This is a genomic window from Stenotrophomonas sp. CFBP 13724 (genome assembly GCF_014841975.1).
Classification (GTDB): domain Bacteria; phylum Pseudomonadota; class Gammaproteobacteria; order Xanthomonadales; family Xanthomonadaceae; genus Stenotrophomonas; species Stenotrophomonas lacuserhaii.
Map to the genome: position 1 here is coordinate 332663 of NZ_JACYUW010000003.1, position 25433 is coordinate 358095.

The 25433-nt window shown below is 69.2% G+C and carries 21 protein-coding genes; 8 read left to right on the forward strand and 13 right to left on the reverse strand.

The features are described from left to right. Positions 1-101: 101 nt before the first annotated feature. Positions 102-1016, reverse strand: coding sequence for a LysR family transcriptional regulator (locus IFT63_RS14975; protein ID WP_192084929.1), 915 nt, complete (start codon positions 1014-1016; stop codon positions 102-104). A gap of 98 nt (positions 1017-1114) precedes the next feature. Here IFT63_RS14975 and IFT63_RS14980 point away from each other — a divergent pair, with 98 nt between their 5' ends. The 4 genes from IFT63_RS14980 to IFT63_RS14995 all read left to right on the forward strand — a co-directional run bounded on the left by IFT63_RS14980 (position 1115) and on the right by IFT63_RS14995 (position 5000). Beyond that, positions 1115-2122, forward strand: a complete 1008-nt coding sequence (locus IFT63_RS14980) for a zinc-binding alcohol dehydrogenase family protein (RefSeq protein WP_192084930.1) — start codon at positions 1115-1117, stop codon at positions 2120-2122. Between the two features lie 271 nt (positions 2123-2393). Beyond that, positions 2394-3956, forward strand: coding sequence for a DNA recombination protein RmuC (gene rmuC / locus IFT63_RS14985; protein ID WP_192084931.1), 1563 nt, complete (start codon positions 2394-2396; stop codon positions 3954-3956). A 54-nt stretch (positions 3957-4010) separates the two neighbouring features. Next, positions 4011-4394, forward strand: coding sequence for a hypothetical protein (locus IFT63_RS14990; RefSeq protein WP_042612159.1), 384 nt, complete (start codon positions 4011-4013; stop codon positions 4392-4394). A 63-nt stretch (positions 4395-4457) separates the two neighbouring features. Then, positions 4458-5000, forward strand: a complete 543-nt coding sequence (locus tag IFT63_RS14995; RefSeq protein ID WP_192084932.1) for a glutathione peroxidase — start codon at positions 4458-4460, stop codon at positions 4998-5000. A gap of 459 nt (positions 5001-5459) precedes the next feature. Here the strand turns inward: IFT63_RS14995 and IFT63_RS15000 are convergent, their stop codons facing one another. The 6 genes from IFT63_RS15000 to IFT63_RS15025 all read right to left on the reverse strand — a co-directional run bounded on the left by IFT63_RS15000 (position 5460) and on the right by IFT63_RS15025 (position 9593). Continuing rightward, positions 5460-6461 (reverse strand): VacJ family lipoprotein, encoded by a 1002-nt coding sequence (locus IFT63_RS15000; RefSeq protein ID WP_192084933.1) that lies wholly within the window; start codon positions 6459-6461, stop codon positions 5460-5462. Position 6462: 1 nt separating this feature from the next. Continuing rightward, entirely contained in the window at positions 6463-6777 is a 315-nt protein-coding gene (locus IFT63_RS15005) for an STAS domain-containing protein (RefSeq protein WP_042612162.1), read from the reverse strand. After that, on the reverse strand, positions 6767-7426 hold the full coding sequence (locus IFT63_RS15010; RefSeq protein WP_042612163.1) for an ABC transporter substrate-binding protein: 660 nt from the start codon (positions 7424-7426) through the stop codon (positions 6767-6769). The genes IFT63_RS15005 and IFT63_RS15010 overlap by 11 nt, the downstream gene beginning before the upstream one ends. Further along, positions 7423-7956, reverse strand: coding sequence for an outer membrane lipid asymmetry maintenance protein MlaD (gene mlaD / locus IFT63_RS15015; RefSeq protein WP_042612192.1), 534 nt, complete (start codon positions 7954-7956; stop codon positions 7423-7425). The genes IFT63_RS15010 and mlaD overlap by 4 nt, the downstream gene beginning before the upstream one ends. A gap of 99 nt (positions 7957-8055) precedes the next feature. Beyond that, positions 8056-8805: an MlaE family lipid ABC transporter permease subunit gene (locus tag IFT63_RS15020; RefSeq protein WP_042612164.1), complete on the reverse strand. Its 750-nt coding sequence runs from the start codon at positions 8803-8805 to the stop codon at positions 8056-8058. Beyond that, entirely contained in the window at positions 8805-9593 is a 789-nt protein-coding gene (locus tag IFT63_RS15025) for an ATP-binding cassette domain-containing protein (RefSeq protein WP_042612193.1), read from the reverse strand. Before IFT63_RS15025 ends, IFT63_RS15020 begins: the two co-directional genes overlap by 1 nt. Before the next feature lie 217 nt (positions 9594-9810). Here IFT63_RS15025 and recC point away from each other — a divergent pair, with 217 nt between their 5' ends. The 3 genes from recC to recD are packed head-to-tail and all read left to right on the forward strand — an operon-like array spanning position 9811 to position 18649. Then, positions 9811-13158, forward strand: coding sequence for an exodeoxyribonuclease V subunit gamma (gene recC / locus IFT63_RS15030; protein ID WP_192084934.1), 3348 nt, complete (start codon positions 9811-9813; stop codon positions 13156-13158). Next, positions 13155-16805 (forward strand): exodeoxyribonuclease V subunit beta, encoded by a 3651-nt coding sequence (gene recB, locus IFT63_RS15035; protein ID WP_192084935.1) that lies wholly within the window; start codon positions 13155-13157, stop codon positions 16803-16805. The genes recC and recB overlap by 4 nt, the downstream gene beginning before the upstream one ends. Further along, the gene (recD, locus tag IFT63_RS15040) at positions 16802-18649 is read left to right on the forward strand and encodes an exodeoxyribonuclease V subunit alpha (RefSeq protein WP_192084936.1); all 1848 of its coding nucleotides are present in this window, start codon (positions 16802-16804) and stop codon (positions 18647-18649) included. Before recB ends, recD begins: the two co-directional genes overlap by 4 nt. 47 nt (positions 18650-18696) lie before the next feature. Here recD and IFT63_RS15045 read toward each other — a convergent pair whose 3' ends face one another. The 6 genes from IFT63_RS15045 to IFT63_RS15070 form a co-directional block, all read right to left on the reverse strand. Beyond that, positions 18697-19095 carry a hypothetical protein gene (locus IFT63_RS15045; protein WP_042612168.1) on the reverse strand — a complete coding sequence of 133 codons (399 nt, stop codon included), beginning with the start codon at positions 19093-19095 and terminating at the stop codon, positions 18697-18699. 330 nt (positions 19096-19425) lie between these two features. Further along, entirely contained in the window at positions 19426-21441 is a 2016-nt protein-coding gene (locus tag IFT63_RS15050; protein WP_192084937.1) for an FUSC family protein, read from the reverse strand. 6 nt (positions 21442-21447) lie between these two features. Then, the gene (locus IFT63_RS15055; protein WP_192084938.1) at positions 21448-22878 is read right to left on the reverse strand and encodes an efflux transporter outer membrane subunit; all 1431 of its coding nucleotides are present in this window, start codon (positions 22876-22878) and stop codon (positions 21448-21450) included. A 41-nt stretch (positions 22879-22919) separates the two neighbouring features. Then, complete coding sequence (locus IFT63_RS15060; protein ID WP_192084939.1) at positions 22920-23834, reverse strand: efflux RND transporter periplasmic adaptor subunit; 915 nt, start codon at positions 23832-23834, stop codon at positions 22920-22922. Further along, a complete protein-coding gene (locus IFT63_RS15065) occupies positions 23831-24040 on the reverse strand; it encodes a DUF1656 domain-containing protein (protein ID WP_191769255.1) in 210 nt (69 codons plus the stop codon). The genes IFT63_RS15060 and IFT63_RS15065 overlap by 4 nt, the downstream gene beginning before the upstream one ends. A gap of 97 nt (positions 24041-24137) precedes the next feature. Then, positions 24138-24593 (reverse strand): MarR family transcriptional regulator, encoded by a 456-nt coding sequence (locus IFT63_RS15070; protein WP_192084940.1) that lies wholly within the window; start codon positions 24591-24593, stop codon positions 24138-24140. Between the two features lie 148 nt (positions 24594-24741). Between IFT63_RS15070 and folE the strand changes: the two genes are divergently transcribed. Beyond that, entirely contained in the window at positions 24742-25353 is a 612-nt protein-coding gene (gene folE / locus IFT63_RS15075) for a GTP cyclohydrolase I FolE (protein ID WP_042612195.1), read from the forward strand. The last annotated feature ends 80 nt before the right edge of the window (positions 25354-25433 follow it).

A 25433-nucleotide genomic window follows, 5' to 3' on the forward strand; every position in this document is an offset into this window, starting at 1 on the left:
TTCGGTAGCGCCGAGCCATGCTCGGCGAGCGCAGCGGCAGCGCGGTGACGACCAACGGTCGTCACCCCCCAATGCGGAGAGCTGATGGCCAGCGGCCGTCACTACCGGGCGGTGGGCAACCCTTCCAGCAACGGCGTCAGTCGCTCACCCAGAAACCCATGCAGCTGCCGCACCGCCGGCGAAAACTGCTTGCGGTGCGGGCAGACCAGGTTCAACGGCAGGCTCTCGCCCTGGCCGTCCAGCAATACCTGCAGGCGTCCTGCACGCACGTCATCGCCGACATCCAGCCACGATTTGTAGGCGATGCCTTCCCCGGCCACCGCCCAGCGCCGCACCACGTCGGCGTCGTCGCACAGCAGCGCGCCACGCACCGCCACCACGCTGCGGCGGCCGTCCTGTTCGAAACTCCAGCGGTCGTGGGTGCGCCCGCCCAGCTGGTACAGCAGGCAGGCGTGGTCCTTCAGCGCATCCAGGCTGCCCGGTGCCGGGTGCGCCTGCAGGTAGGCGGGAGACGCCACCAGCACGCGGCGGTTGTCCGCCAGCAGCGGCAGGGCGACATAGCTGGCGTTGTCGAAGCGACCCAGCCGGAAAGCGATATCCACCGGATCGCGGAATACATCGGCCACCTGGTCGGACAGCTGCAGATGCAGCTGCAGCCGCGGATGCGCGCGACGGAACGCGGTCAGCCAGGGCAGCAGCACATTGCGGCCCAGGTCCGATGGCGCCGCCACCTGCAGGGTGCCGGCCAGTTCGGCGGCTTCGCCCTGTACTCGCGCCTGGCCCTCGCGCAGCGCTGCCAGGCCTTCCTGCGCATACGGCAGGTACTGCGCGCCCTCCGCCGTCAGGCGCAGGCTGCGCGTGGTGCGCACGAACAGCCGCAGGTCGAGCTCGCGCTCCAGCCGCGCGATCGCTGCGGCCACCTGCCCGGGCAGTAGATCGACCTCGCGCGCTGCACGGCTGAAACTGCCCAGCGCCGCAGTGCGCACGAACAGATGCAGGTCGTCGAACCGGACCATTTTCACCACAAAAGAGAAAGTGATGCCTGATTCTGCGCCTTTCCAGCGTCACCTGCAGCGTCCATCCTGAGCGCATCCCCCCCCTGCGGAGTCAACCCATGCGCGCTGTTGCCTATACCCACGCCGGCCTGTCGCCGGACGACGCCAAATCGCTGGTCGATATCGATCTGGACATCCCCACCCCGGGCCCACGCGACCTGCGCGTGGCGGTCAAGGCAGTGGCGGTGAATCCGGTCGACGCCAAGGTGCGCCGCAATGCCGCCACCGAAAGCCCACGCGTGCTCGGCTTCGACGCAGTCGGCGTTGTGGATGCCGTTGGCGGTGATGTCACCCTGTTCCAGACCGGTGACGAGGTCTACTACGCCGGCGCCATCGACCGTGCCGGCAGCAATGCCGAATACCAGCTGGTGGACGAGCGCATCGTCGGCCGCAAGCCGTCCAGCCTGGACGATGCCAGCGCTGCGGCGCTTCCGCTGACCGCGATCACCGCATGGGAACTGCTGTTCGACCGCCTGCGCATCGCCGAGGGCACCGGCGAAGGGCGGACCCTGCTGGTGATCGGCGCGGCCGGTGGCGTCGGCTCGATCCTGGTGCAGCTGGCACGCCAGCTGACCAAGCTGACCGTAATCGGCACCGCCTCGCGCCCGGAAACCCAGGACTGGGTGTACGCGCTGGGCGCGCACCATGTCATCGACCACAGCCAGCCGCTGTCCGAAGGCCTGGCGCGGCTTGGCATCGCGCACGTCGAACACGTGGCCAGCCTGACCCATACCGACCAGCATTACGCGCAGATCATCGAAGTGCTCGCACCGCAGGGCCAGCTCGGCCTGATCGACGACCCCGGCCAGCTGGACGTGATGGCGCTGAAGCGCAAATGCGCCTCGCTGCACTGGGAGTTCATGTTCGCCCGCCCGCTGCACCAGACCGCCGACATGCAGCAGCAGCACGCCCTGCTCAACCGCGTCGCCGGCCTGATCGACGCCGGCGTACTGCGCACCACGCTGGGCGAAAACCTGGGCCGCATCAACGCCGCCAACCTGCGCCGCGCGCACGCACTGATCGAAAGCCAGAAAGCCAAGGGCAAGATCGTGCTGGAAGGCTGGTAAGCCCGTCGCCGCCCCTCTCTCTTTTCTTCAAACGCGGCTGGGACCGCGCAAGCAACTGTCAGCGGGTCGGGCGGGAGGGGTTTGCAGGACGCTGAGCCGCATGGATGCGGCGACGCAGCCTACACGGACGTACTTGCGGCGTGTCCTGCAAACCCCTCCCGCCCAACCCGATCGCGACATCCCGCTTGAGCGCTGCCAGCCGCGAGGGGGTCCAACCCGCTCGATCACCCCCGGCGCAGCGCATGAGACGGCACCCGCCTAAACTAGGCGCATGGAAACCCAGACGCTTGCTCTACTGGCCGTGCTGTTGCTGGCCGTCATCCTTGTCCTGCTGGTGGTGGTGCTGCGCCGCTCCGGCGGCGGCACCGACACCCACGAACTGGACGCCCTGCGCCAGGCCCTGGCCGAAGAACGCGACCGCAGCCTGGCCGCGCAGGTCGACGCCGGCCAGCTGCGTGGACGCCTGCAGTCGCTGCAGGACGACATCGAAGGCGAACGCCGGCGTGGCCTGGAAGCGCAGCAGGCACTCAGCGCGGCACAGGGACGCATCGAACGCGACGCCGCGCTGGCCAGCGAGCGCGACACCCGCCTGGTCGAGCGTGGCAACGCCCTGCAGCAGCTGCAGGCACAGCTGCAGGAAGCGCAGCAGCAGCTGCACGCCCAGCGCGAGACCTACCAGCAGCTGCATGGCGAACACACCCGCCTGCAGGCCAACCTGCAGCACTCCCAGCAGGCCAGCGACGAACTGCGCGCCTACCTGGACAGCGCCAAGGAAAAGCTGAGCGGCGCCTTCGCCGAACTGGCTGGCAAGGTCTTCGAAGAACGCGGCCAGCAGTTCGAGAAGAACGTGCGCCATGCCACCGGGCAGTCGCGGCAGGACATCGAGAACCTGCTGAAACCCTTCACCGAGCGCCTGCAGGAATTCCGCGGCCGGGTCGACGTGTTGTACGCCGAAGAAGCCCGCGAACGCGCCAGCCTGCTCGGCGCGGTGGGCGAACTGAAGACGCTCAACCAGGACATGGCCTCGCAGGCGGCGGCACTGACCAATGCCTTGAAGGGCAATGCGAAGGTGCGCGGCGACTGGGGCGAACTGATGCTGGAAACCGTGCTGCGTGGCTCCGGGCTGGAAGAAGGCGTGCACTACAAGCGCCAGCAGCACGTGGTGGATGACGAAGGCGAGCGACTGCGCCCGGACGTGGTGGTGAACTTCCCGGACCAGCGCAGCATCGTGGTCGACAGCAAGGTCAACCTGGTGGCATGGCAGGAAGCGATGAACGCGGTGACCCCCGAAGCCAGTGGCGAGGCCCTGCTGCGGCATGCCACCGCACTGCGCGCGCACGTGCGCGACCTCGGCGTGCGCAACTATCCCAAGGCGATGGGCGAAGAACAGACGCTGGATGTGACCATCGCCTTCGTGCCGATTGAAGGGGCGTTGTCGGCGGCGCTGTCGGCCGATCCTTCGCTGCAGACCTATGCCTTCGACAACAAGGTGGTGTTTGCTTCGCCCAACACACTGATGGCGCTGCTGCGCGTGGCCGAACGGCTGTGGACGCGCGACAAGGTGCAGAAGCAGGCGCTGCAGATCAGCGACGCCGGGGGACTGGTGCTGGACGCGCTGATGGCGTTCCTGACCGATTTCAACAACGTCGGCAAGAAGCTCGAAGACGCCACCGCCGCCTTCTCCAATGCCCGCAACCGCCTGCAGGATTCACGCCATTCGGCGATCAGCCGCGCGCGACGATTGGCCGAGCTGGGCAGCAAGGCCAAGAAGGCATTGCCGCCTGAACTGCAGCCTGACACCGTGCAGCAACTGGTGGCGCCTGACGGGGAGTAGACACATCGCTTCGGTATCCTCGGCGTCTCATTCGCACCCTGATGGATACCGCCGATGCGCCTTTCCCTGCTGGCCAGCCTGTTGCTGGTGACCTCCCTCGCCGGTTGTGCTTTCGGTGGCAGCCGTCCGGGTGCCCCCACGACGGCCGCCGACACGGTGCCGGCCGTGGCTGCGCTGGACGCTGCCGCGTGCACCGCGAAGGGCGGTGAGCTGCGTCCGCTGGGTCGCCTGCAGCGCGTGCAGTGCGTGGTGCCGTATGCCGATGCCGGCAAGACCTGCAATGCCAAGGCCGACTGCAGTGGCCAGTGCCTGGCGATCGGTGAAGTGGTTGCCGGTTCGCCGGCCTCCGGTGTGTGCCAGCGCGATGCCAGCGAAAACTTCGGCTGCCGCCAGCGCATCGATGGCGGCGTTGCCCAGGGCACGATCTGCGTGGATTGAGCGCGCGCTGCCGCGCGTCCCCTGCGTGATGCCTCCCTTTCAATCTCTAACCACGAGTCCGCCGTGACCCAGTCGATCCAGGATATTCCCGTCACCACCATCGAGGGCCAGCCGGCCTCGCTGGCCGATTACCGTGGCAAGGTGCTGCTGGTGGTCAACGTCGCCTCCAAGTGCGGCCTGACCCCGCAGTACGAAGGCCTGCAGACGCTGTACGTGGAAAAGCAGGCACATGGCCTTGAAGTCCTCGGTTTCCCGGCCAACAACTTCCTCGGCCAGGAGCCGGGCAGCGAAGCGGACATCCAGCAGTTCTGCCAGCTGACCTATGACGTCAGTTTCCCGATGTTCGGCAAGATCAGCGTGGCCGGCGATGACGTGCATCCGTTGTACCAGCAGCTGATCGCCGCCCAACCGCAGGCGATCGGCGAAGGTCCGATGCGCGAACGCCTGGCGGCCAAGGACCTGGCGCAGCCCGCACCGGGGATCCTGTGGAATTTCGAGAAGTTCCTGATCGGCCGCGACGGCCAGGTCATCGCCCGTTTCGCCCCGGACGTAACCGCGGACGACGCCCGCGTACGCGAAGCCGTGGACGCCGCACTGGCGGCCTGAGTCCGCGAACGGCCAAGCCCCTCGTGGTGGGTCGCACTACAGCCGGGTCACTGGGTTGGGCCGGGCAGGAGGGGCTGGTGGGGGACGGCAAATACCGCATCCATGCGGGCCTCGTGTCGCGCCATCCCTGGCGCTCCACGCCCCCACCAACCCCTCCCGCCCGGCCCTGACAGTCCGCGCGCGCGTCCCGCCACGTAAAGAAAAAGAAAAGCGGTAGCGCCGACCCATGGTCGGCGGAATCCATCAGGCACCGCGATGAAGAGCCGCCGACCATGGGGCGGCGCTACCGATGGCCCCCGTGGCCCCTCTGGTGGAGGGAGCCCCTGAGTCAGGGGCGGCCGCGAAGCGGCGGGGTGTGGATGGTGGTGAGACGGGGCCCACGGTTTGCGCAGCAAAGCGTGGGAGCGACAGCGCGAATGCGATGGCGTGAACCCGCTTGGCCGTGCGCTGCAACGACCGTCAGTTGCCCCACTGCGGCATCGGCATCGCATCCACCGGAATCGGCGAGTCCAGGTCGTCCTTGCCACGCGCATGCTTGCCGCGCAGGTCGTTCTCGATCTGGTAGTTGCGGCGCTGCAGCCACGCATCACGCACCAGGGCGTATTCGTCCACGGCGCTGGAACGGATGTCATCGGCGGCCAGCAGCTGCGAACGCGCGTCCACCAGCTGCAGGCCCTGCAGGCCGATGCGCACCTTGTCTTCTTCGATCTGGCGGATCGGCGACAGCGGAATGTCGCCGGCCAGGCCGAACACATCACGCACGGTACGCGGCCCGAAGAACGGCAGTTCCACATAGCGCGACGGACGCCAGCCCCACGCACCGAGCGTCTGGCCGAAGTCTTCCTTGCGGTTGGCAATCATCGCCTTGCTGGCCGGATCGAACAGCCCGCCGATGCCCAGCGTGCTGTTCATCAGGAAGCGGCCCATGGTGTCCCAGGCATCGTCCGGACGGCCCTGCAGGAACTGGTTGACGATGGTCACCGGCGAGCGGATGTTGCTGAAGAAATTGCTCACACCGGTGCGTGCGAAGCGCGGCACCACGTTGGTGTAGGCGATCGCCAGCGGACGCGCGACGGCGTTGTCCACCACCACGTTGAAGCGATGCACGCGGCGGTTGAGCGGTTCCCACGGATCGTAGGCGGCTGCGGATCCGCCGCTGACCCCATCGCTGCCGTACAGCGCGGCGAAGTCGTCTTCGGATGCATCGGGCGTGCCATCACCATCGGCATCCACGGTGGGCGGCGCCGCGGCGGCGGGCGTTGGCGACCCTGCAACCGGCGTGGCGTCGGCGCTGGCGGACGCATCGTCGACGACCGGGGCGGGAGCTGCATCGGCGACCGGCGCTTCGGTTGCAGGGACCACGGTGCCGGCGCTGGGGGCGCTGTCACGGGCCGGTTTGGCAGCACACGCGCTGAGCGTTGCGACCAGGACGAACAGGGGGAGTATGCGTACGACGTTCATGTCAGCTCGCGGCAGAAGGGGCATTGAAATCAAGGTCTGCAGACAGCCGGTAGGCGGCCTCCAGTTCGGTCAGGCCGGCTGGCGAGCCGTTGATGGCCAGCGTCCGTCCCTGCTGCCGCGCTCGCGCGGCGAGTTCGGCCAGCAAGGCCACGCCGGCGCTGTCCACGCGCGGCACGTCGGTCAGGTCCAGCGCCTGCGCGCCGTTACCCAGCGACTGCAGCTGCGGCCACAGCGCGATCACCGCGCTGCGGTCCAGCACGCCGGACAGGTGCAGGGTGCCCTGGTCCAGCCGGGCCTGGGCGGTGTTACTTGCCATTGCCCGGGGTTCCGGCCTGCATGCTGCCGCTGCGCAGCTCGGTGGCGACCTGCTTGATGCCCTTCTGGCGCAGTGGGGCGTCGAACTGGTTGCGGAAGGTCTGCACGTAGGAGATGCCTTCGATGTTGACGTCGAAGATCTTCCACTGGCCACCGGTGTTGCGCATCAGGTACTCGACCGGGGTCGGTTGGTCGCCCGAGCGCACCAGTTCGGTGGCCACGCGCACGCCGCGGTTGCCCGGCAACGGGCTCTCGCCCTTCAGGCGGAAGCTCGGCCGGCCCTGGATGTTCAGCAGGGCCGAACCGTAACGCTGCATCAGGTTGTCCGCCATCGCATCGGCGAACAGCTTGATGTCCGCATCGGAGGCACCGCGCGAATGCGCGCCCAGTACCAGGCGTGCCGCGTAATCGCGGTCGAAGGTGCGGTTGAGCTCGCTGTTGATGAAGTTGCGCAGAGCGGTCGGGTCCTTGCTGAACTCGGCCTTGCGCTGCTGCAGGGTGGTCATGATGCGGGTACTGGCATCGATCACGGTCTTGCCGGCCTGGCCCTGGGTGGCGGCGGCAGCGGCAGGCGCCTGCGCCGATGCGATCAGCGGGGTGGCAGCCAGCAGGGCCGAAGCGAGCAGGAGCGGGAGCAGTTTCATTTTCATGGTTGGGTTTCCGTAGCGGGCGCGGGCGCGCCGTCGTGGGATTCATTGGACGGGGCTGCGTCGCCACCGGCGCCGCCACCACTGAACATGTATTTGCCGACCAGCTGGATCAGGTCTACCGCTGGCTGGGTGAACACGATTTCATCACCGGCCTTCAGCACGTCCGGATCGCCGCCCGGTTGCAGGCCGATATAGCTCTCGCCGAGCAAACCGCTGGTGAATATGCCTGCGGAGGTGTCGGCGGGCAGATCCTTGAACTTGCCGTCCATCTTGATGGTGACGATGGAATCGAACTTGACCGGATCCAGGTCGATGGCTGCTACCTGGCCGACGTTGACCCCGCCGATCTTCACCGGTGCCTGCTTGCGCAACTGGCCGATCTGCGAGAAACGGGCCTTCAGCTCGTAGCCGCCACCGCCCAGGCCCCAGCGCTGGTTGGTCGAAGCGACCGCCAGTACCAACAGCGAGGCCAGTGCCAGCAGCAGGAAGGCGCCGACGGAGAATTCCAGTCTGGGACCGCGGATGGCCATGTTCATTTCACCATTTTTGACAGGTGCCCCGGCATATCCAGGGCGGGAGGTTCAGGTCGTTCCCGCGCTGGCAAGCGCCGGAACCAGGAAGGAATACAGTTACTGGAACAGCATGGCCGACAGCACGAAGTTGAACATCAGCACCAGCAGCGAAGCATTGACCACCGCGCGGGTGGTGGCGACGGAAGTGCCTTCGATGGTGGGCTCGGCGTGGAAGCCGACGTACGAAGCCACCAGCGCCGCAGTGCCGCCGAAGATGGCCGATTTCAGCATCGCCACGCCGAAGTCGTTCCAGAAGTCCACGCTGTTGCGCAGCGCCGACCAGAACACGCCGTTGTCCAGTCCCAGCAGGTGTACCGCTTCGAAGTAACTGGCCGAGATCGCCAGCGAGCAGAACACCCCGGTGAGCAGAGGTACAGTCAGCACCGCCGCCCAGAAACGCGGGGCCACGGCCTTGGCGATCGGGTCGATGGCCATCAGCTCCAGCGCCTTGATCTGGTCGGTGGCGCGCATCAGGCCCAGTTCGGCGGCGATCGAGCTGCCAGCGCGGCCGATGAACAACAGCGCGGTCAGCACCGGCGCCAGCTCGCGGTACAGCGACAGGCCCAGCAGCGTGGACAGCGCATCGGCAGCGCCGAAGGTGGTCAGCGTGCGATAGCCCTGCAGGGTCAGCACCAGGCCGACGAAGGCCCCGCCGACGGCGATGATCGGCAGCGAGCGAGCGCCGATCTTGTAGATCTCGCGGGTCAGTTCGGCCAGGAAATCGGCGGTCGGCAGCGAGCCGCGCAGCACGGTCAGCGAAAACAGACCGGCGCGGCCCAGTGAGCGGGTGGCGGCAACGAAGGGCATCAGGCAGTCCTCGCGCGGGGCGCGGCGTCGAACGGGATCGGGCCATCCGGGCGGCCGTGCAGGAACTGCTGCAGCAGCGGATCCTGGCTGGCTTCCAGCGCGGCCGGGCTGCCCTGGAACACCACGCCACCGTTGGCGATGGCGATCACCTGGTCGCAGATCGGCAGGGTCTCGTGCACGTGGTGGCTGACGATGATGCTGGTCAGGCCCAGGCTGTGGTTGAGGCGCTGGATCAGGCTCATGATGACCCCCGAGGCGATCGGGTCCAGCCCGGTCAGCGGCTCGTCATAGATCATCAGCGGCGGGTCCAGCGCCAGCGCGCGGGCCAGCGCAACGCGCCGTGCCATGCCGCCGGACAGTTCGCGCGGCCAGGCATCGCCGGCCGAAAGCAGGCCCACCGCATGCAGCTTCATCTGCACCAGGCGCTCGCGCACGGCGACCGGCAGCCGGGTATGCGCGCGCAGCGGCAGCGCCACGTTCTCACCTACGGTGAGGTCGGTCAGCAGCCCGTTGCCCTGCAGCAGCACACCGACGCTCTTGCGCATTTCCAGCAGGTCGCGGTTGCCGGTCGGGATCGGCTTGCCGAACAGGGTGACGTCGCCCTGTACCGGACGCAGCTCCCCGGTCAGCGCGGCCAGCAGGGTCGACTTGCCACTGCCGGACGGACCGAGCACGGCGGTGATGCTGCCCTGCGGCACCTGCAGCGACACATCGCGCAGGATCGTGCGTCCGCCGCGCTCGATGCGGACGTTGGTCAACTGCACCAGAGGAGTCGTGGAAGCCTGCATGGGCACCATTTAACAATTTTCCAACGTTGAAGGATCAGGGCGTGGCGCTGAACATAAGCGTACTGGACCGTCCAGTATTGTCGCATGCGTCGTTGCGGCACGGGCGCAGCCGCGCCGGGACAGTCGAGCGGCGCGGCGGAACAATCAACGTGAAGCAATAGGCGGGCCGGATGCGTCCAGCATTCATTTAGCACGCCGCTGCGGCAAACTGTACGCAATGAGCGACCCCTCCAGCGATTTCCGCCTTTACCATTCCAACTCGCTGGACGTGCTTGCCGCGTTGCTGGCGCGGCACGTGCGTGCGCCGTTGCCTGGACAGCCGCTGCTGGACCCGGAAGTGGTGCTGATCCCGCAGGTGGCGATGCGGCGCTGGTTGCAGTCCACCCTGGCGGCCGAATACGGCGTGGCCGCCAACCTGGAGTTCCTGACCCCGGGTGAGTTCGTGGCACGCGCGTTGAACGCCAACGTTCCCGGCGAGGCCGAGGACCTGGACGCGGCGGCCCTGCATTGGCGCCTGTATGCCGCGCTCGGTGACGACTTGCTGATGGCGCAGCCGCCGATGCGCGCGCTGCACAGCTACCTGTCCGGCGGCGATCCGCTCAAGCCCTGGGCGCTGGCCGGCGAGCTGGCCAGCGTGTTCGAAAAATACCAGGCCTGGCGCCGCGACTGGCTGCTGCGCTGGGACGCCGGTGCCGATCCGCAGGATCCACAGGCGATCCTGTGGCGTGCCATCGCCCAGCGACGTGGCTACCGCGCGCGCCGGATCCAGGCCTACCTGGAGCAGTTCGAAGGCGCCGGCAAGCCGTTGCCGCAGGGCCTGCCGCTGCGCCTGTCCGCGTTCGCCACGCTGAACATCTCGCCCGACGTGCTGCGGGTGATGGCCACCCAGGCGCGCGTAGGCGAGCTGCATTTCTACCTGCCCACGCCGGTGCAGGCCTACTGGGGCGACCTGCAGACGCTGGGCGAAAAGCTGCGCAGCGGCGCGCCGGATCCGTTCGGCGAGGCCGCCGGCGAGAACCGCCTGCTGGAAGCCTGGGGCGCGGCCGGGCGCGATTTCATGGCGGTGCTGGGCAGCTACGAAGTGGTGCATCCGTCCGGCGAGATCGGCGCCTACGACGATCCCGAGGACGACCTACGCCCGCCGATGGACCAGGGCGGCCTGTCCGACAGCCTGCTGCACCGGCTGCAGCGCGACCTCTTCCACCGCCGCGGCCTGCCTTCGGGCCCGCTGTTGCCCGCGTTGCGGCTGGACGATCCCAGCCTGCAGGTACACGCCTGCCATACCCGCCTGCGCGAACTGCAGGTGCTGCATGACCAGCTGCGGGGCCTGCTGCAGGATCCGCGCTTCGACCCGCCGCTGCAGGCACGCGACATCGCCGTGCTCGCACCGGACATCGATCCGTACGTGCCCTACCTGGAGGCGGTGTTCGGCGGTCGCAGCGGCGGCGAAGACCACATTCCCTATGCGCTGGCCGACACCAGCCCGCTGGCCGGCGAGCCGCTGGCCGATGTCTTCGTGCACCTGCTGGGACTGCCGGTGTCGCGCTTCGGCTTGAACGAAGTGCTGGACCTGCTGGCCAGTGCGCCGCTGGCCGAAGCGGCCGGACTGGATGCCGCCGCCTTTGATCGCCTGCATGACTTGCTGCAGGCGGCGGGCGTGCGCTGGGGGCTCAGCGCCGACCACCGTCGCCAGCATCTGGCGCCGGCCGACGATGCCTTTACCTGGCAGTTCGCGCTGGACCGCCTGCTGCTCGGCCACGCCAGCGGCAGCGATGGCGACATCGCCGGCGTGGCCCCGTGGCCGGAACTGGAAGGCAGTGCGCTGGAGGCATTGGACCGGCTGCTGCGCCTGCTGCGCGTGTTGGCCGTGTACCAGCAGCGGCTGGGTGAAACGCTGTCACCGGCGCAGTGGCGGCAGCGCCTGCTGGGCCTGCTCGACGCGCTGCTGCCGACCCCGCCGTCCTCGCCGAACAGCCAGCGTGCGCTGGAACGCCTGCGTCGGCTGATCAACCAGTTCGTCGAAGACGCGGACAAGGCCGGATTCGACGGCCGCGTGCCGGCCGAGGTGATCCGCTCGCATTTCGCCGGTGCCCTGGCCGAGGCCGATACGCGCGCGCCGCTGCTGACCGGTGGCATCAGCTTCGGCCGCATGGTGCCGATGCGCCTGCTGCCGTTCCGGGTGATCTGCGTGCTGGGCCTCAACGATGGCGACTTCCCGCGACGCGACCCGGCGGCTGGACTGAACCAGCTCACCGCTGAACTGGACAGCGCGCGCCGCCGCCCAGGCGACCGTTCGCTGCGCGAGGATGATCGCTTCCTGTTCCTGCAGCTGTTCGCCGCCGCGCAGGATGCGTTCTACCTGAGCTACCTCGGCGCGGACCCACGCGATGGCAGCGTGCGCGAGCCCTCGGTGCTGGTCAGTGAACTGATCGAGGCGGCGATGCAGTACCACGCCGAACCGCGCGAGGCCGCCAAGCAGTTCGTGGTGCGGCATGCCTTGCAGCCGTTCTCGCCGGCCGCGTTCGGCGGCGGCGATCCGCGCCGTTTCAGCTATCGCCGCCAATGGCATCCCGCCGCGGCCACCGTCGGCGGCGCCCGTGGCCAGCTGCCGGCCTGGATCAGCACGCCGCTGCCCGCGCCGGTGGCGACCACCGACCCGGTGGAGTCGCGGCTGTCGCTGGATGAACTGCGGCGCTTCCTGATCGATCCCGCCGGCCAGTTCCTGTCGCTGTCGCTGGGCCTGCGCCTGCCCGGCGACCTGCAGGAAACCGACGACGTAGAGCCGCTGGTGCTGTCCGAACGCAGTCCCGAAGCGCGCAGCGTGCAGCTGGCGGTGGTGCGGGCCACGCTGCAGGAGGACGACACACCGTTGTATCCGCGATTGCGCGCGCGTGCGCTGTTGCCGTCCGGTGCCCTGGGCGAGCGCGGTTTTGATGCGCTGCAGGCGCAATCACGCCCGTACGCGATGGCACTGCGCGAGTGGCTGGAGAATGCACCGCTGGAAAGCCGCCGCTACGAGGTCGACATCGACGGTGTGCGCCTGCACGGCCGGGTCGCTGACCGCCACCCTGCGGGCCTGGTGCGCCTGCGCACCGGCAGCCTGAACGGCAATGCGGCGATCCGCCATGGGCTGGACTGGCTGCTGGCCAACGCTGCCGGCGATGCACTGCCGCTGGTGCAGTTCCACGATGAAGGCGAGAACGGCGTGGGCCCGCACCTGCTGCCCGCGTTGCCGCCCGTCCAGGCCCGGGATGCACTGCGCAGCCTGCTGCAGCTGCGCGCGCGCGGCCTGCGTGAGCCGCTGCCGTTCGGCCCGTACACCGGCTGGACCCTGCATACCACGCCTGTGGAAAAGCAGTTCAGCGAAGCCGCCAAGCGCTGGCACGGCTCGGACCGCAGCTGGGGCGAAGCGCAGGGCGAGGCGATCCAGCTTGCACTGCGCGGGCAGGATCCGTTCAAGGACGAGGCCAGCTTCGCCGACCTGCTGCATATCAGCCGCGTAGTGTTCAGCGCGGTGCGCGAAGGCCGCGCGCTGCGCGATGAAGGCGGCGAGGGCGGCGCATGAACAACGACCTGGACACCCTGCACGATGATCCGTACCTGGCGCTGCCGCTGCACGGGGTGCAGCTGATCGAAGCCAGCGCCGGCACCGGCAAGACGTTTACCCTGGCCACGCTGTTCACCCGGCTGGTGGTGGAACAGGGCCTGCGCATCGGCCAGGTGCTGGCGGTGACCTTCACCGATGCGGCCACCCAGGAGCTGCGCAAGCGCATCCGGGAACGGCTGGCGCTGGCCGCGCAGCTGGTGGATCGCGCCCCGGCCGACGACGATACCCCGGACGTGCTGCTGACCCGCTGGGTGCTGCAGCGGCACCTGGACGCCGGCACTGAAAGCGCCGCGGCGCTGCAGCGCCGCCTGCAGGTCGCCGCCGACGAGATCGATCTCGCCGCGATCTTCACCATCCACGGCTTCTGCACCCGCGTGCTGCGCGAACATGCGCTGGAAAGCGGGCATACCTTCGATCCCCCGGAGCTGCTGGCCAGCGACCGTGCGCTGCTGGAAGAGCTGGCCGCCGACCTGTGGCGCGTGCATGCCAGTGACGCGACCGCGATCGATGCGCTGACCTGGTTGTGGAAGACCCCCGAGGCGCTGGCCGGTGACCTGTCTGATCTGTTGAAGCCGCTGCCGCTGCTGCCTCCGGCGGCCGTGCTCGGTGAGGATCCGACGCTGCGGCTGCAACAGGCGGCCGATGCGCTGGGCCAAGCGATCGGCGATCACGGTGATGCCTTCTTCGCAGCGCTGTGCGAAGCGGTGGATGCCAAGTGGCTCAATGGCGCCTCCTACAAGCTGACCTGGCTGCAGCCGCTGTGTTCGCAGCTGCGCGACTGGGCACTGCACGACGGGCCGGCCGCCGTGCTCGACAGTGAGCGCCTGGCTGCGCTGCTGCCTGCGTCGCTGGAAGGCAAGACCAACAAGGCGCATGCCGGCCGCACGCCGGCGTCGCCGTTGCAGCCTGCGCTGCAGGACTACCTGCAGGCCCGTCAGGCGCGGCTGGACTGGCTGCGCGGCCGCGCGATCAACTTCCTGCACGGCCTGCGTGCGCAGGCGCGTCAGCGGCTGGATGCGCTCAAGCGCATGCGCCGCGTGCAGACCTATGACGACCTGATCGACGGGGTGGCCAACGCGCTCGCCGGCCCGCACCGCGACACCCTGGTGCGGCAGCTGCGCAGCCAGTACCGCATCGCGCTGGTGGACGAATTCCAGGACACCGATGATCGCCAATGGGGCATCTTCCATACCGTGTTCGGCGACAGCGAAGAAACGCGCGAGGCCGGGCTGGCGCCCGCGTTGTTCCTGATCGGGGACCCCAAGCAGGCGATCTACGGGTTCCGCGGCGGTGACATCCATACCTATCTCAAGGCCAAGCGCGGGGCGCAGGTCGCGCCGGCGCTGGACCGCAATTTCCGGTCGCGGCCGAGCGTGCTGCGTGCGTTGCAGTCGCTGTACGACAACGCCGGGCCCACCGCTTTCCTGGACGAGGGCATCCCGTTCGAACCGGTGGCTGCCGGTGGCGTGCGCGGCGACGCGGACTACCTGCGCGATGGCCAGCCGGCGCCGGGCCTGACCCTGCGCGTGCTGCGCAACGAAGGCGGGCGCCCGTTCAACGCCGATCCCTCACGCGAGGTGGCCTGCGCCGCCTGCGTGGCCGACATCCACCAGGTGCTGGTGGACGCACGTGCCGGACGCGCCGAACTGCGCGGTCGCCCGGTACAGCCGGGCGACATCGCGGTGCTGGTGCGTTCGCACCGCGAAGCCACGCTGGTGCAGCGGGGGCTGGCCGCGGCCGGTATTCCCGCCGTCGCCGCGGGCAAGCAGAGCCTGTTTGCCACCACCGAAGCGCAGGACCTGCGCGCGCTGCTGATGGCCCTGCTGCAACCGGCCGATGAAGGGCGTCTGCGCGCGGCGCTGGCGACGGTGCTGCTGGGCCAGGACGCAGCGGCGATCGCCGGCATGGAACGCGACGGCGACGTGCAGCGCGGCTACCAGGCGCAGCTGTTGCAGTGGCGCGAACGCTGGACCCGCGGCGGACCGTTCGCGGTGATCGCCGATGCCTGCGCCGGCCAGGCCGAACGCCTGCTGGCGCTGCTGGACGGCGAACGCCGTTTGACCAATTACCTGCAGCTGGGCGAGCTGCTGCAGGAGGCTTCGGCCCAGGCGCTGGGCATGCACGGCCTGCTGGACTGGCTGCAGGGCCAGATGGCGCATGCCGACCAGAACGACGAACAGCAGCTGCTGCGGCTGGAATCGGACGCGCGCCGGGTGCAGATCATCACCCTGCACAAGAGCAAGGGCCTGGAATACCCGCTGGTCTACCTGCCGTTCGTCGGCATCGACGGCGGCGCGCCGAACACCGCCAGCAACTGCACCGTGCACGCGCAGGATCGCCGCGAACTGCACTGGAAGCTGGACAAGGACGCGGCCTGGGACGCGGCCACCTCACTGCGCGACCAGGAGCAGCGCGCCGAGGATGCGCGCCTGCTGTACGTGGGGCTGACCCGTGCCGAGCATGCGCTGTGGATCGCCATCGGCGACCTGGCCGGACTGGCTAAGACCCGGCTGGCGCCGATGCTGGGCGACCTGTCGGCGTTGGCGGCGCATGCCGATATCCTGGTCGATGAGCGCGCGCCGGCAACCCGGCCGACGCAGCTGGCGATGGAAGACGAAGGCGAGCTGCCGCCGGTGCGTTTGATCGAACGGCGGGTGCCGCACGACTGGTGGGTGTACAGCTTCACCCAGCTGGCCAACGCCGATGCCGGGCAGGAGATCGATGCGGCCGCCACTGAAGTGCCCGCGCCCGCCGCCGACGAACCGGCCGGTGCCGAACTTCCCCTGGAACCGGCGCTGCCGGCCGGCAGTGAGCCGGACACCATCGCGGTGGATCCGCGCTTCATGGGCAGCCGCTTCGGCAACGTGCTGCACGATGCGCTGGAGAACACGGACTTCGCCGCCTGGGGCGGCTGGCAGCCAGGCCAGCAGGCGCCGGAAGGCCAGTCCGCGGTGCTGCGCAAGGCGCTGCGCGAGGAAGGCTACGCCGATGCCGACCTGGACGACGGTGTCGAGGTACTGGTGCCGCTGGTCGGCCACACCCTGACCGTGCCCTTGCCCGAGGGCGGTGCCCTGCACGACCTGCCCGCGGCCCAGCGCCGCGCGGAAATCGAGTTCCACTTCGCCATGCAGCCCACCGCCGTGCCCGCCCTGCTGCAGCTGCTGCACCGCTTCGGCATCGTGCCGGCGCGCCGTGGTTTCGGCCTGCGCCGCCAGCTGGAAGGGCTGATGACCGGCAAGATCGACCTGACCTACGTGCGCGAGGGCCGCTGGTACGTGCTCGATTACAAATCCAACCGTTTGCCGGGCTATACGCCGGAGCTGCTGCGCGCAGCCATGCGCCACAGCGAATACGACCTGCAGGCATTGATCTACACCGTCGCCCTGCATCGCTGGCTGCGTTTCCGGCTGGGCAGCCGCTACGACTACGCGCGCGACATGGGCGGCATCCGCTACCTGTTCTGCCGCGGGCTGGGCATGGACGGCGAGGGCGTGCATGCAGCGCGTTTCGAGCCCGCACTGGTGGATGCGCTGGATGCCCTGTTCGCCGGCGGTGACGCCGCCCAGGCGGCGCTGGTCGCCCGCGTGGTGGGAGGCGTGGCATGAGCCTGCTGGTCGAACTGAAAGCCGCCGGCCAACTGCGCACGCTGGACCACGCGCTGGCGCTCAGCCTCGGGCGGCTGCGGCCGGAGACCCCGCCTTCGATCCTGGTCGCCGCCGCGCTGGCCTCGCTGGCAGTGTCGCAGGGGCACGCAGGCTTCGATCCGGGGCAGCCGCAGCGACTGGTGGAAGGCAGCTTTGCCTGGCCGAGCGCTGGCCAGTGGCTGCAGGAACTGCACGACTCGCCGTGGGTGGCACGCCCGGAGCAGGCCGATGCGATCAGCGTCGATGCGCCGCTGGTGCTGGAAAACGGCCTGGTCTATCTGCGCCGCTACCGCGAATACGAACGGCAGCTGGCTGAAGGGCTGCAGCGCATCGGCCGGCATCCATTGCCGACGGTGGCGCTGGAGGCGATCGCGCCGCTGTTCGCGCAGTTGTTCCCGCAGGCGGCCGGCCGTGTCGACCACCAGGCGCGCGCGGCGGCGGTGAGCCTGCGCCACCCGCTGGCGCTGGTGACCGGCGGACCGGGTACCGGCAAGACCACCACCATCGCGCGGCTGTTGCTGTTGCTGGTCGCGCACGCCGTGCAGGCGGGCCAACCGGCGCCGCGCGTGGCGCTGGCCGCACCGACCGGGCGCGCCGCCGAACGGATGGCTGAAAGCCTGCGCCTGGCGGTGCAGCGACTGCAGGCCGAAGGCCTGGCGCCGGAGCTGTGCGCCACGCTGCCCAGCAGTGGCACCACCCTGCACCGGCTGCTCGGCGTGATCCCGGATTCCCCGCGCTTCCGCCACCATGCCGACAATCCGTTGCCGTTCGACGTGGTGGTGGTCGACGAAGCGTCGATGATCGACCTGCCGATGATGGCCAAGCTGGTGGAGGCCATCGGCAGCGGGACGCGATTGATCCTGCTCGGCGATCCGGACCAGTTGCCGTCGGTGGAGGCGGGCGATGTGCTCAGCGCCATCCTGCGTGCCAGCGGCGATGGCGAGGGCACGCGCAACGACGATGCACGCGCGCTGCAGCCGCTGATGGCCGCGGCCACGCTGCGGCCGGAGGCGCCGCCGACCCCGTTCGCCGGTCGCCGGGTGCAGTTGCAGCGCGGCTACCGGCAGAGCGATGCGCTGGACCTTGCCCCCTTGGCCACGGCGGTGCGCGCCGGTGACAGTGCTGCGGCACTGACGCTGCTGCGGCAGGGAACGCTGGCCGGGGTCAGCTTCCACGAAGGCCTGCTGGATCCGCTGCAGGAGCAGCGCGAACACCTGCTGGCGCAGTGGCGCGCGCTCACCGACAGCGGTGATCCGGCGATCGCGCTGGCGCAGGCCGGCCGGCTGCGGGTGCTGACCGCGCTGCGCGAAGGACCGCAGGGTGCGCGCGGGCTCAACCACCGCATCGAAACCCTGTTGGCCGGTGCCAACGCCGGCTACTTCCACGGCCGGCTGTTGCTGGTGACCGAGAACAGCTACCGCCACCGCCTGTTCAACGGCGACGTGGGCATCTGCCTGCGCGATGCCGGCGGCGGCATGGCCGCCTGGTTCCCGGGCGATGACATGGCGCATCCGCGTGCGTTCCATCCGGCGGCCTTGCCGGCGCACGAAAGCGCGTTCGCGATGACCGTGCACAAGGCGCAGGGTTCGGAATTCGACGAAGTGTGGCTGCAGCTGCCACGGCATGACAGCCGGGTGCTGTCGCGCGAGCTGGTGTACACCGGGCTGACCCGGGCGCGTACGCGGCTGCACCTGGCGGGGCCTGCGGAGGTGCTGGAGAAGGCCCTGCAGCGCCACGCCAGCCGGTTGTCCGGGCTGGCATGGCGGCTGGGCGCACAGGCGGTGCAGGGCGAACTGCCGCTGTAACGCCTTCATGCACGCCGAGCATCGCCCGGCGCTGCCTCAGGCATCGCTTATTCCAGGACCAGCACGGTGCCATCCGGGTACACGATGGCGGCTTCATCGCTGCTGGCATCGAAGAAGCCCAGGCCGTGCTGGAAGGCCAGCACCTGCACCATCTCATGCGCACGCTCGGCCACCTCATCGGCGAACGAACCGTAGATGACATGGGCCGCGATGCTGTAGTCGGTCACTTCGTCGCGGTCGTCTTCATCATCGGACAGCGGGCCGTTCATCGGCGGGAAGTGTTCGGCGATCTCGGCGAACCAGGCCTGCAGGGCCGGCGCGGCGACCTTCGGATCGTCATGGTCGTGATCCTCGTTCCAGTCGGTCTGCTTCTCGTACCAGGCAATGAAGGCGGTCGCTTCGCGCGGCGCCACGCTGGCATCGAAGACCATCATGTCGTAGCTCATCGGGATGTTCCTGTTGAAAGTGCGCAGCAAGCGCGGACGCGCAGGGTAGCGCGCCGCTGCTTGCGGCGGGGTGACTGGCCGGGCGGGGGTGGACACCGCGCGGCCAACGGGCCGGACATTGGACGGGGAAACGGGCCGGATAATGGGCCGGGGATCGGGCGGGACATCGGGCGGGAGAACGTGCCGGAAATGGGCCGGACATTGGACGGGGAAACTGGCGCAGGAACGGTAGCGCCGAGCCATGCTCGGCGAGCGCAGCGGCGCGCTTCCGGCAGGGCGACATGCAACGGATGCATTCCGCCGAGCATGGCTCGGCGCTACCGCCAGCCGTCAACGGTCAACGCTGTCGGCTGCCGCGTCCGGGAACATCCCGAAGCGCAGGCCCACCAGGCCCATCAGCGCTTCGTCGCGGGCCTTGCTGGCGGCCACCCCACCGACCCGCGACAGCGAGGCGTCCAGCCTTTCGCGCAGCGCCGGGTTACCGGGCAGCGGACGCCGCGCGGCCACCTGGCGGCGGTAGTGCGCGGCGATCTCGGCCAGGATCCGCTCTACCGCCTCGCGGCTGCGCTCGGGCAGTTCCAGCCGGGCACGCCGCAGCTGCAGGATGTTCAGCCCCACCCGGGCTTCGGTCAGCATGTCCACCGAGGCGATGTCGCTGCCTTCCGGGGTCGCCGCCAGCCGCGGCGCCAGCAGTCCCAGCAGGTCCAGCATGCGCGCGGCGAAGCGCTTGCGATCCTGCTGGCCGCGCCCTTCGGCCGCTTCGGCCAGCGTGCTCCAGCCCTGTCGTACCAGCCGCCGCGCGGTCCATTCAGCGCCCACCGATCGGAACAGGCGGGTCATCACCACGGCAAAACCAATCCCGATGAACATCGCCACCGCCGAATTGACGAAGCTCTGGATGTTGGCGCTGTAGGTGTTCTGCACGCTCAGCAGCGCTACCAGGTTCACCGTCAGCGGCAGCGCGAACAGCATCGTCTTCGGGTGGTGCAGCAGCACGCCCAGCGGCAGGAACACCACCGCCAGCAGCAGCACCAGCAGGCCGAAATCGTGCACGGCCGGGAAGATCCCGAACAGGTAGATGCCGGCGACCACGCTGGCCACCACCGCCCACAGCAGGAAGGACATCATGCTGGGCGCGGGATCATCCTGCGCGGCGAAGAACGCCGCCGCCACCGCCGCCATCATCGCGCCGTTGCCGCCGCCTTCCCAGCCCAGCCCGATCCACAGCACGCAGTAGCTCATCAGGGCGATGCCTGCACTGAGCGCGGAAAACAGCGCCATGCCGTAATCCACGTGGCGGCTTTCGGACACGCTCGGGGTGTTGATGCGGTAGTGGCCGGCGTGCTGCGGCGCGCTGCCCTGCTCGATGGCGTGGTGCAGCGCGCGGCAGTCCGCCCACAGGTCCACCAGTTCTTCCAGCCGCAGCAGCAGGGAGGCCAGCTGCAGGTGCTGCAGGTCACCGTCCACCTGTGGCTTCAATGCGCTGATGCGGGTGCGCAGCTGGTCATGCGTGGGGCTGTCGGTGGCGGCGTCCAGCCAGTGGCGGATGTCCTCCACCAGGGGTTCCAGGCCTGCGGGCAGGCCGTCGCCGTGGCGGCGCAGCACGCCCAGCCGGTCGGCGATGGAGGACAGCACCGGCAGCAGCAACAGCATGCGTTCGCGCAGCTGCTGCATCGACACCGCCGCGCCGGCATGGCGCGGATCGTCGCGGCGCAGGAACTCGATCAGCGCCTCGAACTGCACCAGGTCGGCCGCCAGGCGGTTGCGCGGTGCATGCGCGCGACCACCCTCCAGGATCTGCCGGCACCATTGCGCCGCATCGCCCATCCAGTTGCCGATGCGGCCGGTCAGCATCGGCCGCACCGATGCCGGGAACACCAGCGCGGCGAACAGCACCGCCACCACCGTGCCGAGGATGATCTCCTCGCTGCGGGCGACCACGGTATCGAAGATCAGTTCCGGCGAGGTCACCGCCGGGAAGCCGATGAAGGCGGTGGTATAGCCGGCCAGCAGGAACGCATAGCCCCGCGGGCCGCGGTTGAGCAGCGCCAGGAACAGGCAGCCGGCCAGCCACAGCGACATCGCCGCGCTGAGCAGCAGCGGCGTTTCCACCAGGTGCGGCAGCATCAGCAGGGTGGCCGCACCGGCCAGCAGGGTGCCGAGGATGCGGTACACGCCCTTGGCCCGGGTCGGGCCCAGCAGCGGCTGGCTGACGATGTAGACCGTGGCCATCGCCCAGTAGGGCCGCGACAGATTGCCGGCCAGGCCGATGTACAGCGCGGTGATCGAGGCCAGGTAGGTCTTGATCGAGAACATCCAGCCTTGCCGGTCCAGCAGCACGTGCATCGCCGTCTACCTCGCCGCCGTGGGAACGGCAGCGGCAGCGGCGGGAGCGTCCCAGCCACCGCCCAGCGCCAGGAACAGATGGATCTGGTCGCGCGACACCTGCGCCTGGGCATCGGCCAGGGTGGCATCGGCGGTGGCCAGGCTGCGGTCGGCATCCAGGCTGGACAGGTACGGCGTGCGGCCGCCCTGGTACAGGCGGCGGTTCTGTTCGGCGGCCAGCGTGGCCTGCTGCTGGGCCACCTGCAGCGACTGCAGGCGGCGCAGGTCCTGTGCATACCGGTCCAGCGCGGTCTGGGTCTCGCGCAGCGCCTGCAGCACGGTCTGGTCGAACTCGGCCAGCGCGGCGTCGGCGCCGGCTTCGGTGGCGCGGATGCGCGAGCGCGTGCCCGACGAAGGCAGCGTCCACGAGATCAGCGGACCGAACGACCACTGCTGGGTCAGCGGCTCACCAAAGTCGGCCAGCAGGCCGGCCGCCCCGACCGAGGCCCCCAGCCGGATATCCGGATACAGCTCGGCGGTGGCCACGCCGATGCGCGCAGTGGCTGCGGCCAGCCTGCGCTCGGCCTGGCGCACGTCCGGGCGACGCGACAGCAGCGCGCGGCCATCGCCGATCGGCAGCGGGTGCTGCAATGTCGGCGCGTGGCTGCAGTCCACGACGCCGGCCGGCAGCTGGCCGGGGGTCTGCCCCAGCAGCGCGGCGAGCGAATAGGCAGCGGCCTGGCGCTTGGCCTGCAGCGGTGGCAGCGCCGCTTCCAGCATCGCCACCTGGGCATTGGCGCGGGCCAGCTCCGGCGCGGTGCCGCGACCGGCGGCGATCAACCGCTGGGTGACCTGGCGGCCACGCTGCTGCAGCTGCAGCGAATGGGTGGCAACGTGCAGTTCGTGGTTGGCGTGGCAGATTTCCAGGTAGTTGTCGGCCACCTCGGCGACCACGGTGATGCGCGCGATATCGCGCGCTGCGGCCACCGACTGCTCATCGGCATGCGCAGCTTCCGCACCGCGCTTGAGCTTGCCGAACAGGTCGAACTGGTAACTCACCGCGAACCTGCCGTCGGCCAGGTTGATCGGCGGCAGTTCGTGTTCCAGCAGGAACGATTCGGCCGAAAGCTGCGCACGGCTGACGCCGGCGTCGGCCTCGTAGTCGAAGCCACCGGCATCCAGGGCCTGTTCGTACAGGGCTGCGGCGCGGCGCAGATGCGCATCGGCCGCCTTCAGTTCCAGGTTGTCGCGCAGCGCCTGTTCGACCAGGCCATCCAGCACCGGATCCTGGTACAGCGACCACCATCGGGCGGGCAGTTCGGCACTGGCCGCGACCTGCGCGTTGCCGGTGTCGATGAAGGCACTGTTGGCGGCCGGGCGCTTGAACGCGGAATCTTCCGGCAGCGCGTAATCCGGGCCGACGGTACGGCAGGCGGCCAGGCCGGCCAGGGTGATCATCAGTGCCAGCCTCGGCAGCCGGTGCAGGGGCGCGCGCAGGTTCACAGGCCCGCCCGTACCGGCGCGACACCGGCCTTGTGTGCGGCCGTCCCGTGGAGGTCCACGGTCACCGTGGCGGTGCGGCCGGAGATCAGCCGTACGCCGGCGGGTACCTCGTCGATGCGGATGCGCACCGGGATCCGCTGCGCCAGCCGGACCCAGTCGAAGGCCGGGGTGACGTTGGGCAGCAGGCTGCTGCCATCGGTGCGGTAGCGGTCTTCGATGCCGGCGGCGATGCTTTCCACGTGGCCGTGCAGCGCCACATCCTCGCCCATCAGGCGGATATCCACCGGCTGGCCGGGGGCCACGCCGCGCAGGCGGGTCTCCTCGAAGTAGCCATCCACGCGGAACGAGGTGGTATCCAGCAGGGCCAGCACGGGCTTGCCGGCGGTCACGTAGTCGCCCACGCGCACGGTGCGGTCATTGATCTGGCCATCGGCCGGGGCACGCACTTCGGTGCGCGCCAGGTTCAGTTCGGCCAGGTCGACCGCCGCCTGCGCGGTGGCCTGGGCCGCCTGCGCGGCCTGCAGTCTGGCCCGGCGCACTTCGGCATCCTCGCCGGCCACCAGGTCCTGCAGGCTGCGGTCACGGGCGATCTCGCGGCGCAGCTGGGCTACCGTGGCCTGCCGTTCGGCCAGCGACGCACGTGCCAGCTCCAGCGCGATCCGGTAGCGCGCGCGGTCCACCACGAACAGCAGCGCGCCTTTCTCCACCGCCTGGTTGTCGCCCACGTCCACCGCTTCGACCAGCCCGGAAACATCGGGCGCGACCTGCACCACGTCGGCGCCGATGTGCGCATCGCGGGTCCAGGGTTCGTCCATGTAATGGACCCACAGCTGGCGCAGCACCAGCAGGGCCACGATCACCGCCAGCACGGTCAGCACCGGTGGCAGGGCTTTGTCGATGATCTTTTTCACGATTGCATCCAACGCAGGAGGTGGAACAACCCACCGAGCACGATGCCGTACAGGGCCAGGTTGAAGAGGGCGGGGTGCCAGACCAGCCGATAGGCGCCACTGCGTTGCAACAGCATGCGCAGGCCGCTGTTGAGCACGTAGGCGAGCAGCATCAGCCCAAGAAGGGTTGGGACGAATACTCCATGGAGACTGAATTCACCGGGCATCGGCAGGGATCTGGCTCAAGACGGGGGAGGGAACGGCAACCGCAACGGGCGAACGCCACCGACGTCTGCACGCCAGCGGCATCCCCGGGAAAACAACTTACGTAATGCGATCGACGGCGGCGGACAGCAGCTGCCACACCTTCAGCACCGCGCGCAGCTCGTCCATGGACAGCTCGCCGAACACCTCCTGGCGCAGCCCGATCAGCTTCTGTTCGAGCTCGCTGACCAGCGCCTGGCCTTCCTCGGTCAGCCACAGCAGGTTGGCGCGGCGGTCGCTGGCATCGCATTCGCGGCGCACCAGCCCACTGGCCGACAGCTTGTCCAGCAGGCGCACCAGCGACGGGCCTTCCAGCCCCAGCTGCTGGGCCAGGGTGACCTGGCGGATGCCGCCGCCGGAGCGGCCGATCATCAGCAGCGGCATGGTGCAGGCAGTGGAAATGCCATGGCTGCCCAGCGTGGTGTCGGCCAGGCGCTGCCATTGCCGGCCTGACTGGAGCAGGCCGGAACTGAGCTGCATCTGCAGCCGGGTACGTTCGTCGAGTGAGGTGTTCATGGCAGATAGATAGGATACTACTAATTTCATTCCTATCAATACCCCCATTCCACCTCTCGCCGGGCGCGTGAATGCCGTGGCGCCGGGCAGGGGACGATCCCCCCCTTGGTCGGCTACCATGCTCGACCCCTCCGGGATGCAGTTCGCAATGAGCAACGACAACAATTCCAAGGCGCCGCAGGGCGATGTTTCCCAGACGCAGGCCGAAGAGGCCGTGCGCACCCTGCTGCGCTGGGCCGGTGAAGACCCGAGCCGTGAAGGCCTGCTGGATACCCCGCGCCGGGTCGCCGAGGCCTATGGCGACTGGTTCAGCGGCTACCGCGACGACCCGCGCGCCTACATGGAGCGCACCTTCGAAGAGGTCGCCGGCTATGACGAGCTGATCGTGCTGCGCGACATCGAGTACGAAAGCCACTGCGAACACCACATGGCGCCGATCATCGGCCGCGTGCACGTCGGCTACCTGCCGGCTGGCAAGGTGGTGGGCATCAGCAAGCTGGCCCGCGTGGTGGAAGCCTATGCGCGCCGCTTCCAGGTGCAGGAAAAGATGACCGCGCAGATCGCCCAGTGCATCCAGGACGTGCTGCAGCCGATCGGCGTGGGCGTGGTGGTCGAAGGTGCCCACGAATGCATGACCACCCGCGGCATCCACAAGCGCGGCGTCAGCATGGTCACCTCGAAGATGCTCGGCAGCTTCCGCGAAGATGCCCGCACCCGCGCCGAATTCCTGCGTTTCATCGAAGTCGGCGGCAAGCGCTGATCGTGCGGTCTGACCGGTGCCGGCCCGCGTGGCCGGTGCCGTTCCAGCCGCGCGCCCGGCCGCCGCTGCACGCCTATCCG